Source organism: Noviherbaspirillum sp., from assembly GCF_035654295.1.
Classification (GTDB): domain Bacteria; phylum Pseudomonadota; class Gammaproteobacteria; order Burkholderiales; family Burkholderiaceae_D; genus Noviherbaspirillum.
Genome location: NZ_DASRXF010000215.1, coordinates 21115 through 36069 on the forward strand (window position 1 = coordinate 21115; position 14955 = coordinate 36069).

The 14955-nt window shown below is 63.8% G+C and carries 14 protein-coding genes; 10 read left to right on the forward strand and 4 right to left on the reverse strand.

Annotation, left to right across the window (positions count from 1 at the left end):
- Positions 1–55: 55 nt before the first annotated feature.
- The 7 genes from VFF99_RS20180 to cobA are packed head-to-tail and all read left to right on the forward strand — an operon-like array spanning position 56 to position 6769.
- Complete coding sequence (locus VFF99_RS20180) at positions 56–829, forward strand: sulfite exporter TauE/SafE family protein (protein WP_325020720.1); 774 nt, start codon at positions 56–58, stop codon at positions 827–829.
- A gap of 16 nt (positions 830–845) precedes the next feature.
- The gene (locus tag VFF99_RS20185; RefSeq protein ID WP_325020721.1) at positions 846–2540 is read left to right on the forward strand and encodes a nitrite/sulfite reductase; all 1695 of its coding nucleotides are present in this window, start codon (positions 846–848) and stop codon (positions 2538–2540) included.
- Positions 2533–3057 (forward strand): DUF934 domain-containing protein, encoded by a 525-nt coding sequence (locus VFF99_RS20190; protein ID WP_325020722.1) that lies wholly within the window; start codon positions 2533–2535, stop codon positions 3055–3057. The genes VFF99_RS20185 and VFF99_RS20190 overlap by 8 nt, the downstream gene beginning before the upstream one ends.
- Positions 3054–3770 (forward strand): phosphoadenylyl-sulfate reductase, encoded by a 717-nt coding sequence (locus VFF99_RS20195; RefSeq protein WP_325020723.1) that lies wholly within the window; start codon positions 3054–3056, stop codon positions 3768–3770. The genes VFF99_RS20190 and VFF99_RS20195 overlap by 4 nt, the downstream gene beginning before the upstream one ends.
- A gap of 5 nt (positions 3771–3775) precedes the next feature.
- Complete coding sequence (gene cysD / locus VFF99_RS20200) at positions 3776–4711, forward strand: sulfate adenylyltransferase subunit CysD (protein ID WP_325020724.1); 936 nt, start codon at positions 3776–3778, stop codon at positions 4709–4711.
- Positions 4711–6030 (forward strand): sulfate adenylyltransferase subunit 1, encoded by a 1320-nt coding sequence (locus VFF99_RS20205; protein WP_325020725.1) that lies wholly within the window; start codon positions 4711–4713, stop codon positions 6028–6030. The genes cysD and VFF99_RS20205 overlap by 1 nt, the downstream gene beginning before the upstream one ends.
- Before the next feature lie 10 nt (positions 6031–6040).
- Positions 6041–6769 carry a uroporphyrinogen-III C-methyltransferase gene (gene cobA, locus VFF99_RS20210; protein WP_325020726.1) on the forward strand — a complete coding sequence of 243 codons (729 nt, stop codon included), beginning with the start codon at positions 6041–6043 and terminating at the stop codon, positions 6767–6769.
- 126 nt (positions 6770–6895) lie between these two features.
- Here the strand turns inward: cobA and VFF99_RS20215 are convergent, their stop codons facing one another.
- The 3 genes from VFF99_RS20215 to lptF are packed head-to-tail and all read right to left on the reverse strand — an operon-like array spanning position 6896 to position 9539.
- A complete protein-coding gene (locus tag VFF99_RS20215) occupies positions 6896–7273 on the reverse strand; it encodes a CbiX/SirB N-terminal domain-containing protein (protein WP_325020727.1) in 378 nt (125 codons plus the stop codon).
- 8 nt (positions 7274–7281) lie between these two features.
- The gene (gene lptG, locus VFF99_RS20220; RefSeq protein WP_325020728.1) at positions 7282–8409 is read right to left on the reverse strand and encodes an LPS export ABC transporter permease LptG; all 1128 of its coding nucleotides are present in this window, start codon (positions 8407–8409) and stop codon (positions 7282–7284) included.
- Positions 8406–9539, reverse strand: a complete 1134-nt coding sequence (gene lptF / locus VFF99_RS20225; protein WP_325020729.1) for an LPS export ABC transporter permease LptF — start codon at positions 9537–9539, stop codon at positions 8406–8408. Before lptF ends, lptG begins: the two co-directional genes overlap by 4 nt.
- A gap of 41 nt (positions 9540–9580) precedes the next feature.
- Here lptF and VFF99_RS20230 point away from each other — a divergent pair, with 41 nt between their 5' ends.
- Positions 9581–11086 carry a leucyl aminopeptidase gene (locus VFF99_RS20230; RefSeq protein ID WP_325020730.1) on the forward strand — a complete coding sequence of 502 codons (1506 nt, stop codon included), beginning with the start codon at positions 9581–9583 and terminating at the stop codon, positions 11084–11086.
- 44 nt (positions 11087–11130) lie between these two features.
- Here VFF99_RS20230 and VFF99_RS20235 read toward each other — a convergent pair whose 3' ends face one another.
- Positions 11131–12075, reverse strand: coding sequence for a LysR family transcriptional regulator (locus VFF99_RS20235; RefSeq protein ID WP_325020731.1), 945 nt, complete (start codon positions 12073–12075; stop codon positions 11131–11133).
- 96 nt (positions 12076–12171) lie between these two features.
- Here VFF99_RS20235 and VFF99_RS20240 point away from each other — a divergent pair, with 96 nt between their 5' ends.
- Both VFF99_RS20240 and VFF99_RS20245 read left to right on the forward strand, forming a co-directional pair.
- Positions 12172–13494: an aspartate aminotransferase family protein gene (locus VFF99_RS20240; protein ID WP_325020732.1), complete on the forward strand. Its 1323-nt coding sequence runs from the start codon at positions 12172–12174 to the stop codon at positions 13492–13494.
- 15 nt (positions 13495–13509) lie between these two features.
- Positions 13510–14955: CoA-acylating methylmalonate-semialdehyde dehydrogenase (locus tag VFF99_RS20245; protein ID WP_325020733.1), on the forward strand; the 1446-nt coding region annotated here is incomplete at its 3' end.

Genomic DNA, 14955 nt, shown 5'->3' on the forward strand with positions numbered 1-14955 from the left:
AGTTTGGAATAAGGAATAAGTTTATTACGATTCACGCTAATTTGCGTGAGGTGACATGACTCTTACTTATGTAATTTCCGGTTTTGCGGTCGGCCTGCTGGTCGGGCTGACGGGCGTCGGCGGCGGCTCGCTGATGACGCCCCTGCTCACCCTCATGTTCGGCGTTTCCCCCACCGTTGCCGTCGGCACCGACCTCGCGTTTGCCTCCACCACCAAGGCTGCCGGAACGGTGGCCCACCGCTACCGCGGCACGGTGCACTGGGACATCGTCCGCCACCTCTGCTTCGGCGCCTTGCCCGCCGCCGTCCTCGCCGCGATTGCGCTGAAGCACTTCGGCGCGCTGGACAAGGAAATCGGCCAGATCATCCGCTATTCCATCGCCTTTTCCGTGCTGCTGACCGTGGTCGCGCTGCTGTTCCGCGGCCGCATGCAGGCATGGGTGCTCAGGCATCCCGAAAAACAGTTGCAAGGCACCAGGCTGATGGTTGCCACCATCGTGGTCGGCGCCATCCTCGGCACGCTGGTCACCGTCTCGTCCATCGGCGCCGGCGCAATCGGTGCAACCATCCTGGTATTACTGTATCCTCGCCTGTCCCCCGCGGAAATCGCCGGCACCGACATCGCCTACGCCGTCCCCCTCACCGCCATCGCCGCCTTCGGCCACTGGTGGCTCGGCTCGATCGACTGGATGCTGCTCGCCGCCCTGCTGCTGGGCTCCCTGCCCGGCATCACCATCGGTTCCCTCGCCGCCAAGGCGGTCCCGGAAAAGATCCTGCGCGGCCTGCTGGCAACGACGCTGACCGGCGTCGCCGCGAAACTGGTTTTTTAAGATTGGAAAAAAGAAGATGTATCGTTACGACCAATATGATCATCAGATCGTCAAGGAACGCGTGGCGCAATACGCCGACCAGGTGCGCCGCCGCCTGGCCAACGAACTGAGCGAAGACGAATTCCGCCCGCTGCGTTTGCAGAACGGCCTGTACTACCAGCGCCATGCGTACATGCTGCGCATCGCCGTGCCCTACGGCCTGCTGGCCTCGCGCCAGCTGCGCATGTTCGCCCACATCGCGCGCGAGCACGACCGCGGCTACGGCCACTTCACCACCAGGCAGAACATGCAGTTCAACTGGATCAAGGTGGAAGAGACGCCGGACATCCTCGCCAAGCTGGCCTCGGTCGAGATGCACGCCATCCAGACTTCCGGCAACTGCGTGCGCAACATCACCTCCGACCAGTTCGCCGGCGTCGCGCCCGATGAAATCATCGATCCGCGCCCGTACTGCGAAATCCTGCGCCAGTGGAGCACCTTCCACCCCGAGTTCGCCTACCTGCCGCGCAAGTTCAAGATCGCGATCAACGGCGCGGAAGAAGACCGCGCGGCGATCATGGTGCACGACATCGGCCTGTCGGTCCTGAAGAATGAACAGGGCGAGATCGGCTTCCGCGTCTTCGTCGGCGGCGGCATGGGCCGTACCCCGATCCTGGGCAGCGAAGTCCGGTCCTTCCTGCCGTGGCAGCATGTGCTGAGCTACGTCGAAGCCATCCTGCGCGTCTACAACCAGTACGGCCGCCGCGACAACATGTACAAGGCGCGCATCAAGATCCTGGTGAAAGCGCTCGGTGTCGAGGAGTTCGCGCGCCAGGTGGAAGAGGAATGGCAAGACCTGAAGGATGGCCCGAGCACGCTGACGGTGGAAGAACTGCAGCGCGTCGCCGCCTACTTCACCGCGCCGGCCTATGAAACCCTGCCCGCCACCGACAACGCGGTCGAGCACCTGAAGGCGGAAAACCGCGCCTTCACCAAGTGGATCGAGCGCAACGTCAAGGGCCACAAGGTGCCGGGCTACGCATCCGTCGTGCTGTCGCTGAAGAAGACCGGCGTGCCGCCGGGCGACATCACCGCCGACCAGATGGACTTCGTCGCCGACCTCGCCGACCGCTACAGCTACGGCGAACTGCGCGCCACCCACGAGCAGAACCTCGTGCTGGCCGACGTCAAGCAGTCCGACCTGATCGCATTGTGGGAAGAAGTGAAGAAGCACGGCCTGGCCACGCCGAACATCGGCTACCTGACCGACATGATCTGCTGCCCCGGCGGCGACTTCTGCGCGCTGGCCAATGCGAAGTCGATCCCGATCGCGCAGGACATCGCCGAGCGATTCGACAACCTCGACTTCCAGCATGACATCGGCGACCTCGAGCTCAACATTTCCGGCTGCATCAACTCCTGCGGCCACCACCATATCGGCCACATCGGCATCCTCGGCGTGGACAAGGACGGCAGCGAGTGGTACCAGGTATCGATCGGCGGTTCGCAGGGCAACGAGTCCAGCATCGGCAAGATCATCGGCCCGTCCTTCTCCGCCCATCAGGTGACGGAAGTGATCGACCGCATCCTGCAGGTGTACGTGCGCGAGCGCACCGAGGACGAGCGCTTCATCGACACCGCGCGGCGCATCGGCGTCGCGCCGTTCAAGGAATTCGTGTACGCCACCCCGATCAAGATCGAACATCCCGCTGGAGAAGACGCCTATGCGTAACATCATCAAGAACAAGGCCGTCGTCGCGGATGACTGGACTGTTTTCCGCCTTGGCGAAGAGGATGCGCCGGATTCCGTCGCCGTCCCCGAGGGCAAGGTCATCGTGCCGCTGAAGGTGTGGCAGCAGCAGCGCGCCGCGCTGGAAAACCGCGCCGAGCTCGGCGTGTGGATCGGCAGCAGCGAGCGCCCGGAAGAACTGAAGGACGACCTCGGCCGCTTCAAGCTGATCGCCGTCGACTTCCCGAAATTCGCCGACGGCCGCGGCTACTCGATCGCCTGGAACCTGCGCTCCCGTCTCGGCTATACCGGCGAGCTGCGCGCCATCGGCGACGTGCTGCGCGACCAGCTGTTCTTGATGCAGCGCGTGGGCTTCGATGCCTTCGCCGTGCGCGCGGACAAGAACATCCATGACGCGCTCAAGGGCCTGACCGATTTCTCCGAGGTGTATTCCAACTCCTGGGACCAGAAGTCGCCGCTGTTCCGCCGCGTGCAGCGCGGTGCGGGAGCCGAGGCATGAGTGACTATGCCACCCTGGTCGAGAACACGCAGGCGACGCTCAAGCGCATCGCCGCCGAGTTCTCGCCCGCGGTCTTCGCTTCCAGCCTCGCCGCCGAGGACATGGTGCTGGCCGACATGATCCTGCGCGCGAAGCTGCCGATCGGCATCTTCACGCTGGAGACCGGACGCCTGCACAAGGAAACCCTGGGCATGGTGGACCGCATCAGGGAAACCTATGGCGCCGAGGTCAAGCTGTACAAGCCGGAGCCGGCCGCCATCGACGCCTATGTGCAGCAGAACGGCTTGAACGCCTTCTACGACAGCGTCGAGATGCGCAAGGAATGCTGCCGCATCCGCAAGGTCGAACCGCTCAATCGCGCGCTCGCCGGCAACAAGGCCTGGGTCACCGGCCAGCGCCGCGCGCAGTCGACCACCCGCGCCGATCTCGCCGTGCAGGAAGACGATCCGGCGCACGGCATGACCAAGTTCAATCCGCTGGCGGACTGGTCGGAAGAGGACGTGTGGCACTACATCCGCAGCAACAACGTGCCGTACAACCCGCTGCACGACAAGGGCTATCCGTCCATCGGCTGCGAGCCCTGTACCCGCGCCATCCAGCCGGGCGAGGATGTGCGCGCCGGGCGCTGGTGGTGGGAAAACCCGGAATCCAAGGAATGCGGCCTCCACGTGGTGGATGGCAAGCTGGTCAGAATCAAATCGGTAGCAGCTTAAAAATCATGAACACAGCAGTCGAAAAACTCTTTTTGGACGCAGCCAGCAACCGTCACCTGGACTGGCTCGAATCGGAAGCGATCCACATCATGCGCGAGGTGGCGGCCGAGTGCACGAATCCCGCCCTGCTTTTCTCGGGCGGCAAGGATTCGGTGGTGCTGCTGCGCATCGCGGAGAAGGCTTTCCGTCCCGGCAAGTTCCCCTTCCCGCTGGTGCACATCGACACCGGACACAACTTCCCGGAAGTGATCGAATTCCGCGACCGCCGCGCCAATGAACTGGGCGAGCGCCTGATCGTGCGCTCGGTGGAAGACTCCATCAAGAAGGGCACCGTGCGCCTGCGCAATCCGCAAACGGATTCGCGCAACGCGGCGCAAGCGGTGACGCTGCTGGAAACGATTTCCGAATTCGGCTTCGACGCCTGCATCGGCGGCGCGCGCCGCGACGAAGAGAAGGCCCGCGCGAAAGAGCGCATCTTCTCCTTCCGCGACGAATTCGGCCAGTGGAACCCGAAGGCGCAGCGTCCGGAACTGTGGGACCTGTATAACACCCGCGTGCATCCGGGCGAGAACATGCGCGTATTCCCGATCTCCAACTGGACCGAGCTCGACGTGTGGCAATACATCGCCCGCGAAAAGCTGGCGCTGCCCTCGATCTACTTCGCGCACGAGCGCCAGGTCATCCCGCGCAACGGCCTGCTGGTGCCGCTGACTGAACTGACCCCCGCGAAGGAAGGCGAATCCGTCGAAACGCGCATGGTGCGCTTCCGCACCGTCGGCGACATCTCCTGCACCTGCCCGGTGGCCTCCGACGCCGGCACGGTGGACGCGATCCTCGCCGAAACCGCGGTCACGCAGATCACCGAACGCGGCGCGACCCGCATGGATGACCAGACATCCGAAGCATCGATGGAAAAACGCAAGAAGGAAGGGTATTTCTGATGAACGCCGCAGTCTCTGAACAAGTGTTGTCGACCGTCACCGAGCGCGGCCTGCTGCGCTTCATCACCGCCGGCTCCGTCGACGACGGCAAGAGCACGCTCATCGGCCGCCTGCTGTTCGACAGCAAGGGCATCTTCGCCGACCAGCTCGACGCGATCTCGCGCGCCAAGCACAAGCGTACCGTCGGCGACACCGTCGACCTCTCCCTGCTGACCGACGGCCTGGAAGCCGAGCGCGAGCAAGGCATCACCATCGACGTCGCCTACCGCTACTTCGCCACGCCCAAGCGCAAGTTCATCATCGCCGACACCCCGGGCCACGAACAGTACACCCGCAACATGGTGACCGGCGCATCGACCGCCGACGCCGTCATCATCCTGGTCGACGTCTCCAAGGTGAAGCTGGGCGAAGACGGCAGCCTGGAACTGCTGACCCAGACCAAGCGCCACTCGACCATCGCCCACCTGCTGCGCATCGAGCACGTGATCGTTGCCGTCAACAAGATGGACCTCGTCGACTACGACAAGACCGTCTATGACCGCATCGTCGCCGCCTACCAGCAGTTCGCGAAGCAGCTCGGCCTCGCCGATGTGCGCGCGATTCCGCTGTCGGCACTGGCCGGCGACAACGTCGTGACCGCCAGCGACAAGATGTCGTGGTACGAAGGCCCGACGCTGATCGAGCTGCTGGAATCGCTGTCCGTGTACGACGAATCGCACGACGAGCCCTTCCGCTATCCGGTGCAGCTGGTGGCACGCCACAACGGCCACGAAGCCAACGACTTCCGCGGCTACATGGGCCGCATCGAAGCCGGCAAGGTGAAGAAAGGCGACAAGCTGATGGTGCAGCCGAGCGGCCAGAGCGCTACCGTCAAGGACATCCTCACGCTGGACGGCTCGCTCGATTCCGCCACCGTCGGCCAGTCGGTCACCCTCCTGCTGGACGAATACCTGGACATTTCGCGCGGCGACATGCTGGTGCAGGCCGACCGGCCGGCCACCCTGCTCAAGACGGTGGAAGCCGACATCTGCTGGCTGTCCGAGGAACCGCTCGACATGCGCCGCAAGTACTGGCTCAAGCACACCACCAAGCAGGTCGCGGCGCGCGTGACGAAGATCGACACCCTGCTCGACATTAACACGCAGGAACGCCGTCCCGCCGATGCGCTGAAGCTGAACGACATCGCCACCGTCTCGCTCAACGTCCAGCAGCCGCTGGCCGCCGATGCCTACGACGCGATCCGCTCGACCGGCGCCTTCATCCTGATCGATGAAGTGACGCACCAGACGGTGGCCGCGGGCATGATCCGCATCGCCTGACCCGCACTTCATGACATCCCCATCCGCCGCGCAGAAGACGACCGGCAAGGTCATCCTGCTCGGCGCCGGCCCGGGCGCCGCCGACCTCATCACGGTCCGCGGCGCCCGGCTGCTTTCGGCGGCCGACGTGGTGCTCTACGACGCACTGGTCACGGAAGAAATGCTGGCGCTGTGCCCGCAGGCTGAAAAGATCCCGGTCGGAAAGCGCTCCGGGCAGCGATCGACGGCGCAGGACGTCATCAACCGGAAACTCGTGGAATGCGCGCGCAAATACAAGCTGGTCGTCCGCCTCAAGGGCGGCGATCCGATGATGTTCGGCCGTGCCGACGAGGAATTGCGGGCGCTGGAAGCGGAAGGCATCGAAGTCGAGATCGTGCCGGGTGTCACCGCAGCGCTTGCCGCGGCTGCGTCGTCGAAACAACCATTGACCAAGCGTGGCGTCGCGCGCAGCGTCGCGTTCTTCACGTCGGCCACCGCGCCGGGTCATCCGGAACACACCACCCTGCCCGATTGTGACACGCTGATCCAGTACATGGGCGGCAAGGAAGCGATTACCACCGCGCAGAGATTGCTGGCGCAGGGACGCTCGCCCTCATTGCCGGTGCTTGTGATTGAAAACTGCAGTCGTGCGAATGAACGGATCCTGCGTTTTCAGCTGGGGGAATTGGAAAAAGGTTTGGCCGGTTGCCATGGGCCGGTGCTCGTGATGTTTGGCGAGGCGCTGGCGGCGCGCGGGTGATTGATTTCCGGCGCTGGTGGGTTTCGCTGCGCTCTACCCACCCTACCGTTCTTTATAGGGACGGTAAATTCGGTTCTCCACAAAGGACTGTAGGGTGGGTAGAGCGCAGCGAAACCCGTCAAGCCGCTAGAGGACGCCAGCCGCTCCCACGCAATACCGCGCAATCGCATTCAACACCTCTGCATCCTCCCCCACAGCGGGCACGGCACGTATCACTACCTGCGGATAATCCTGCCTCAGCTTCTCCAGCATCACGGGCAGATCACGCAACACATGCCCGCCCTGCCCGAAGAAGACCGGCACCACCGTCACCTCCCCGCACCCATCCTGCACCAGCCGCCCGACCAGTTCCGGCAACCGCGGCTCCATCAGTTCAAGAAAGGCAAGCGACACGGCCGCATCCGGCATCTGCGCCTGCGTCAACTGCTGCAGGCGCTGGAAAGGCTCGGCCCAGCGCGGGTCGCGCGCGCCGTGGGCAAACAGGACGAGGGAACGCTGCGCCATGACCACTCCTAGTGTTTCTGTACCCACAGCAAGGCGGCCACCGCCACCAGCAGGAAAGTCATGCTCGGCAATACCGCAGTCGCCAGCGGCGGCCAGGTATTGAGCAGGCCCAGGTGCGAGAACAGGCTGTTGAGCAGCTGGAAACTCACGCCGATCATGATGCCGATGAAGATCTTCAGGCTCACGCCGCCGGCGCGGAAATGCAGGTAGGCGAACGGCAGGGCCAGCGCCATCATGACCAGCACCGCGAGCGGGTAGAACAGCTTTTTCCAGAAAGCGATTTCATAGCGTTCCGTGGTCTGCTTGTTCTCGGCGAGATGGCGCGTGTAGGTGGCCAGCCCGTAGGCCGACATGCGGTCGGGATCAGCGAACAGGACGGACAGAATATCGGGCGTGATCTCGGATACAAGGTCGCGCTGCGGTAGTTGCCGCGTGGTGACGACGGCGGAAAGATCGGCGGCATTGCGCGGAAATACGGTCTCCGTCACGTTCGCCAGGCGCCAGATATTGCGGCCCTTGTAGTCGGCGTGATCCGCCGTGACCACGGCAGTGAGATGGAATTCGCGGTCGAACTCGTACATCTTCACGCCCTGCAATTGCCCATCCGTCGTGACGTCGCCGACGTTCAGGAAACGCGAGCCGACCGGCTCGCCTTCCACGCCGTTCTGGCGGATCACGTCCTTGGTCCACAGGCCGGTGCGGAATTCCTTGGAGACCGTCGCACCCTGCGCCTGCAGCTTCAGCCTTTCGCCCATTTCGCTGCTGGCCGGCGCAATCACTTCGCCGAACAGGAAGGTGATCAGCACGAAGACAATACCGATCTTCGCCAGCATCCAGCCGGCCCTGCCCGTCGACAGGCCCGAGGCGCGCATGATGGTGAACTCGGATTTCGCCGCGAGCTGCGCCAGCGCATAGATGGTGCCGATCAGCGCCGCGATGGGCATCAGGTCGTAGACATAGCCGGGCAAGCCCATGGCGACGTACAGGAACGCATGTTGCAGCTCGTAACCGCCGCGCCCGACCTGCGGCAGTTCGCCGATCAGGTCGAAAAAGGCGAACAGGGCGAGAAAGGCGACCAGCGCGAATACGACCGCGCCGACGATTTCCCGCGATACATAGCGGTCGAGGACTTTCATTGCGCCCCCGCCTTCCTGAACAGCCAGGCGCGCTTGAAGGCGCCCCACTTCGTAGCCGGGTGGTATTCGCTGTTGACGAACAGGCGCCAGGAAAACAGCAGGACGATCAGGATTGCCGCGACGAGGTGCAGCGGCCACCATGCGGCCTCGAAGGACATGCGCTTCTGCACCACCGCCGCCTGGAACACGCTGACCATGTTGCTGTAGATGATGAACAGCAGCAAGGCGATCAACAGGTTGGCCGAGCGGCCGCCGCGCGGATTGGCGAAGCTCAGCGGGATGGCCAGCAGCATGAGCAGCAAGCCCATCACCGGCAGGGAAATGCGCCACAGCAGTTCGCCGGCGTTGAAGTGATTCATGTTGGCCAGCAACTCCGGCGTGGACAGGGAGCGCGCCGACTGGTCGCCGATCAGCGCCTGCGACTGCCGCGCCACCAGCACGCCGTAGCGTTCGAATTCCATCACGCGGAAATCCGCCTGGGTCGCCATGCCGTCGTAACGCCGTCCCTGGTTCATGACCAGGAACTTGTCGCCGCGCTCGTCGAGCATGACCGAGCCTTCGCGGGCGACGACGATGCTGTTGCGGCCATCCTTGACGGTATTGACGAACACGTTCTGTACCTTGGTCGCATCGCCGCTGACACCTTCCACGAAGAAGATGCGGTCGGCGGACGATGATTCCTGGAAGCGGCCCGGCGAGACCTTGGCGATGTCTTCGCGCTTCTGGAAGCGCTCGCGGAATTCGGCGCTCTGGCGGTTCGCCCAAGGCGTGACGAAGAAGCTCAATGCCACGACGACCGCGATGACGGGCAGGCCGAAAGACAGGACCGGCCTGACCCAGCGGGAGAGGGAGAGCCCGGATGCGAACCAGACCACCATTTCCGAATCCTGATAACTTCGCGTTACGACAACAAGTACCGAAATGAAGGATGTCAGAATCAGGATGATCGGCAGGTAACGCAGGGCGGCAAAGCCGATCAGGGCGATCACGTCCTGGGATGCGACCTTGCCCCCGGCAGCCTGGCCGAGGATCTTGATCAGCATGACAGTAATCGTGATGGTGAAAAGCGTGGTGAAGACAGCGCCAGCGGTACTTACCAATTCGCGTCGGAGTGCGCGCTGAAAGATCATTGAATAGAAGACTATAATTGCGTCTGGAGAAGGAGTGACCTATGGACTTTAGCATAAAACCAATCGAGGCTAAAACCGGCCTTTTAGGAGTGAAAACCGGCTGCATCGCGGTCGGTGTATTTGAAGACAAGAAATTGTCGGCGGGCGCGAAGGCCCTCGACGGCAAGGGAGCGATCACCGCGGCGCTCAAGTCGGGCGACATCACCGGCAAGGCCGGCACTACCCTCCTGCTGCGCGGCCTGGACGGCGCGGCGGCGGAACGCGTGCTGCTGGTCGGCCTGGGGAACGAGGAATCGGTCTCCGAGAAGAATTTCCAGGCCGCGGTGCAGGCCGCATCCCGCGTGTTTTCCAACCTGGGAACGAACGAGGCGACGCTTGCCCTCCCTTTTGAGGAAATCAAGAACCGCGACGTGTCCTGGGCAATCCGCTGCGCGGTGCTCGCCGTGCGCGACGCCAACTACCGCTTCGACACGACCAAGAGCAAGAAGGAGGAAAAAGGCGGCGTGAAGAAAATTGCCGTCCTGACCTCCTCGGCCGCGTCGAATGCGGCCAAGACCGCTGCCGCCCAGGCCACCGCCCTTGCCAACGGCATGGCGCTGACCAAGGACCTCGGCAACCTTCCCCCCAACATCTGCACCCCGACTTATCTGGCCGGCGTGGCCAAGAAGCTGGCCAAGGATTACAAGTTCGGCGTCGAAGTGCTGGACCGCAAGCAGATCGAAGCGCTGAAGATGGGCAGCTTCCTCTCGGTGACCAAGGGCAGCGAAGAGCCGCCGAAGTTCATCGTCATGAAGTACAACGGCGGCAAGCCGAAGGATGCGCCGATCGTGCTGGTCGGCAAGGGCATCACCTTCGACACCGGCGGCATCTCGATCAAGCCCAGCGCCAACATGGACGAGATGAAGTATGACATGTGCGGCGCCGCCTCGGTGCTCGGCACCTTCCGCGCACTCGGCGAGCTCGGCCTCAAGCTGAACGTGGTCGGCGTGATCCCGGCCTGCGAAAACATGCCCTCCGGCCGTGCCTCCAAGCCGGGCGACATCGTGACCTCGATGTCCGGCCAGACCATCGAGATCCTCAACACCGATGCCGAAGGCCGCCTGATCCTGTGCGACGCATTGACCTATGCCGAACGCTTCAAGCCGGCCGCCGTGGTCGACATCGCCACCCTGACCGGCGCCTGCGTCACCGCACTCGGCCACCACAACACCGGCCTGTTCACGCGCCACGACGATGCACATGATGCACTGGCGCAAGAGCTGCTCGCGGCAGGCAAGGAAACCGGCGACACCGCCTGGCGCATGCCCATCGAGGACGCCTACCAGGAACAGCTCAAGTCGAACTTCGCTGACATGGCCAACATCGGCGGCCCGCCCGGCGGCAGCATCACCGCGGCCTGCTTCCTGGAACGCTACACCAAGAAGTACACCTGGGCGCACCTCGACATCGCCGGCACCGCATGGAAGAGCGGCGCCGCCAAGGGCGCGACCGGACGTCCGGTGCCGCTGCTCACCACCTTCCTGATCAACAGGGCGAACGGCAAGTAAGCTTCATCCACGCGCGGGCACGGCATCCGTGCCCGCGTCTCCCCTCACCCCGCCTGCTCCCGCTTCTTCCCATGCGCCTGCAACAGGCAGTCATGGAACACTTGCGTCACCCGCTGCGGCTCCGGCGATTGCCGGATCGCGCTGACGAAACTGCATTCATAACGGAACACTGAGGGTTTCACTGCCCGCATCAATCCTTCCGCCTCGAAACTTTTCGCGTAGTGGTCGGGAAGGAATCCGAGGAACTCGCCGGACAGGATCAACGTCGCGATCGATTCCTGGTCGAACCCGGTCGCCTTGCGCGCGAGGCGCACGCGCTGGCTGATTTCCATGTTGGGCGAGTGGTAGCCCAGTCCGGCGAAACGGTAGGCGTTGAGGCTTTTCCAGGTCATCGCGGTATTCCGTTCGACAAACAAGGGGTGCTTGCTGCCGCAGTAGAGCAGCATGGTCTCGCCGAACAAGGTGTCGTAGCGCAGGCTGGCGGAGTTGCGATGCACCGGGATGATGCCGACCTGGAACTGGCCGTCCATGACGCCGCGTTCGATGGTGTTGATCGGCCCGACGTGCATGTGGAGCGAAACCTCCGGTGCCAGCCGGGTGAACAGCGCGATTGCATCGCCGACGTGTGCGGCGGGATTGCTGGCAGTCTTGTCGAACACGGCCACATTGAGCTGGCCGCCCAGCCGGCTGTGGATATCGTCCACGCCGCGGATGAAGGCGTCCGTGGCCGCCAGCAGGCGCTGCGTTTCCTGGTAGATCCGCTGCCCCTCCGCCGTGGTGGCGAAACCGCTGCGGCCGCGGTGGCACAAGGTCAGGCCGAGGCGGGTTTCCAGGTCCTTCACATGCTTGCTGATGGTTGAAATGCCAATATTCAATTCCAGCTCGGCCGCCGCCATGCCGCCGCAGTCGACCACGCTCTTGAATACGCGCAGCAGGCGCATGTCGGCATCGCTGAGCTGGCCAAGGATGGCCCGTCTTTTTACTTGCATGGATATTCAAGTAAACATTGATATTTGAGTATTCATGATAGTAACACGCAGGTTCAGAATAGGACTCTTATACCAACAGGATGGACTGGAGCGGACATGACACAAGCACACAACGCAGAATGGCTGGAAGCCCATTGGATGCCCTTTACCGGCAACCGCAATTTCAAGGCATCGCCGCGCATGATCACCGGCGGCTCGGGCGCCTATTACACTGACGGCGACGGCCGCAAGATTTTCGACGGCTTGTCCGGCCTGTGGTGCTGCGGCCTCGGCCACGGCCGCAAGGAGATCACCGAAGCGGCGCGCAAGCAGCTCGACACCCTGGACTACGCGCCGGCGTTCCAGCACGGCCATCCCCTTTCGTTCGAGCTCGCCAACCGCATCAAGGAGCTGGTGCCCTCCGGACTGGACTATGTGTTCTTCACCGGCTCGGGCTCGGAAGCCGCGGACACCTCGCTCAAGATGGCCCGCGCCTACTGGCGCGCCAAGGGACAGGCCGGCAAGACGCGCCTGATCGGCCGCGAAAAGGGCTACCACGGCGTCAATTTCGGCGGCATTTCCGTCGGCGGCATCGTGGGCAACCGCAAGACCTTCGGGCAAGCAGTGGAAGCCGACCACCTGCCGCACACCCTGCTGCCGCAGAACGCTTTCTCGCGGGGCATGCCCGAGCAAGGCGCCGAACTGGCGGACCAGCTGCTCAACCTGATCGCGCTGCATGACGCCTCCAACATCGCCGCCGTGATCGTGGAACCGTTCTCGGGTTCGGCCGGCGTGATCATTCCGCCCAAGGGCTACCTCAAGCGCCTGCGCGAGATCTGCACGCAGAACAACATCCTGCTGATCTTCGACGAGGTGATCACCGGCTTCGGCCGCTGCGGGGCGTTCACCGGCGCCGAGGCATTCGACGTCACACCGGACATCATGAACGTCGCCAAGCAGGTCACCAACGGCGCGCAGCCGCTGGGCGCGGTCATCGCGAAGAAGGAAATCTACGACACCTTCATGCAGACCGGCGGGCCGGAATACATGCTCGAATTCCCGCACGGCTACACCTACTCCGCCCACCCGGTTGCCTGCGCCGTGGGCCTGGCGGCGCTCGACATCCTGGAGAAGGAAAACATGATTCAGCGCGTGCGCGAGCTGGCCCCGCATTTCGAGAACGCAGTGCACAGCCTCAAGGGCAGCAAGCACGTGGCCGACATCCGCAACTACGGCCTGGCAGCGGGCCTGACGATCGCCGCCGTGCCGGGCGAACCGGCGAAGCGGCCGTACGAGATTGCGATGAAGTGCTGGCAGAAAGGCTTCTACGTCCGCTACGGCGGCGACACCATCCAGCTCGCGCCGCCCTTCATTTCCACGCGCGAGGAAATCGACGCGCTCATCAACGCCCTCGGCGACGCCATCAACGAAACCGCCTGAACGCAAGGACCACACATGACTACACCCAGCACCATCGGCCATTTCATTCACGGCGGGCATGTCTCGCGCGGTGAGCGTACCGCCCCCGTCTTCAACCCTGCCACCGGCGTCGCGGAAAAGAAGGTCCGCCTCGCCGACAAGGCGACCGTGGAGGAAGCCATCGCCTCCGCCGAACTGGCCTACCCCGCATGGCGCAGCACGCCACCGCTCAAGCGCGCGCGCGTCATGAGCCGCCTGAAGCAGTTGCTCGAGGAGCATGCGGACAAGATCTGCGCAATGATCACCGCCGAACACGGCAAGGTGCTGAGCGACGCCATGGGCGAACTGCAGCGCGGTATCGAGAATGTCGAATACGCGAGCTACGCCCCCGAACTGCTGAAAGGCGAACACAGCAAGAACGTCGGCCCGGCCATCGATTCCTGGAGCGAGTTCCAGCCGCTCGGCGTCACCGCCGGCATCACACCGTTCAACTTCCCGGCAATGGTGCCGCTCTGGATGTGGCCGATGGCCGTCGCCTGCGGCAACACCTTCGTGCTCAAGCCTTCCGAGCGCGATCCGTCGGCCGCGGTGTACATCGCCGAGCTGGCGCTGCAAGCCGGCCTGCCGCCGGGCGTGCTCAACGTCGTCAACGGCGACAAGGAAGCGGTGGACACGCTGCTGACCGATTCGCGCGTGCAGGCGGTCAGCTTCGTCGGCTCGACCCCGATCGCGCAGTATGTGTATGCAACCGGCACTGCACACGGCAAGCGTGTGCAAGCCCTGGGCGGCGCGAAGAACCACGCGGTTGTCATGCCCGACGCCGACATCGGAAACGCCGTCAATGCGCTCATGGGCGCGGCCTTCGGCTCCTGCGGCGAACGCTGCATGGCGGTGCCGCTGGTGGTTGCCATCGGCGATGACACCGCCGAGGCCGTGATCGCCGGCCTGAAGGCCGAGATCGCGAAGATGAAGGTCGGCCCCGGCACCGACGCAGGCAACGACATGGGCCCGCTCGTCACGCGCGAGCACTTCGAAAAGGTCAAGGGCTACGTCGATACCGGCGTGGCCGAAGGCGCCACCCTGCTGGTGGACGGCCGGGAGCTGATGGTGCGCGATGCGAACGGCGAGCGCAGCAACGGCTACTTCCTCGGCCCCTGCCTGTTCGACCACGTGAAGCCGGGCATGCGCATCTACCAGGAAGAAATCTTCGGCCCCGTGCTCGGCGTGGTGCGCGCCGCATCGCTGGAAGAAGCGATGGCCCTGATCAACGCGCACGAGTACGGCAACGGCACCTGCATCTTCACTCGCGACGGCGAAGCGGCACGCCACTTCTGCGACAATATCCTGGTCGGCATGGTCGGCGTCAACGTCCCGCTGCCGGTGCCGGTCGCCTACCACTCCTTTGGCGGCTGGAAACGCTCGCTGTTCGGCGACTTGCATGCCTACGGGCCAGATGCCGTGCGTTTCTACACCCGCCGCAAG

Bases quoted from the DNA above. Each gene is read 5' to 3' on its own strand.
- lptF (WP_325020729.1), bottom strand. From the start codon at position 9,539: ATGATCTTTCAGCGCGCACTCCGACGCGAATTGGTAAGTACCGCTGGC.
- VFF99_RS20235 (WP_325020731.1), bottom strand. From the start codon at position 12,075: ATGCAAGTAAAAAGACGGGCCATCCTTGGCCAGCTCAGCGATGCCGAC.
- VFF99_RS20195 (WP_325020723.1), top strand. From the start codon at position 3,054: ATGAGTGACTATGCCACCCTGGTCGAGAACACGCAGGCGACGCTCAAG.
- VFF99_RS20230 (WP_325020730.1), top strand. From the start codon at position 9,581: ATGGACTTTAGCATAAAACCAATCGAGGCTAAAACCGGCCTTTTAGGA.
- VFF99_RS20190 (WP_325020722.1), top strand. From the start codon at position 2,533: ATGCGTAACATCATCAAGAACAAGGCCGTCGTCGCGGATGACTGGACT.
- VFF99_RS20205 (WP_325020725.1), top strand. From the start codon at position 4,711: ATGAACGCCGCAGTCTCTGAACAAGTGTTGTCGACCGTCACCGAGCGC.
- cysD (WP_325020724.1), top strand. From the start codon at position 3,776: ATGAACACAGCAGTCGAAAAACTCTTTTTGGACGCAGCCAGCAACCGT.
- lptG (WP_325020728.1), bottom strand. From the start codon at position 8,409: ATGAAAGTCCTCGACCGCTATGTATCGCGGGAAATCGTCGGCGCGGTC.
- cobA (WP_325020726.1), top strand. From the start codon at position 6,041: ATGACATCCCCATCCGCCGCGCAGAAGACGACCGGCAAGGTCATCCTG.
- VFF99_RS20180 (WP_325020720.1), top strand. From the start codon at position 56: ATGACTCTTACTTATGTAATTTCCGGTTTTGCGGTCGGCCTGCTGGTC.
- VFF99_RS20185 (WP_325020721.1), top strand. From the start codon at position 846: ATGTATCGTTACGACCAATATGATCATCAGATCGTCAAGGAACGCGTG.
- VFF99_RS20240 (WP_325020732.1), top strand. From the start codon at position 12,172: ATGACACAAGCACACAACGCAGAATGGCTGGAAGCCCATTGGATGCCC.
- VFF99_RS20215 (WP_325020727.1), bottom strand. From the start codon at position 7,273: ATGGCGCAGCGTTCCCTCGTCCTGTTTGCCCACGGCGCGCGCGACCCG.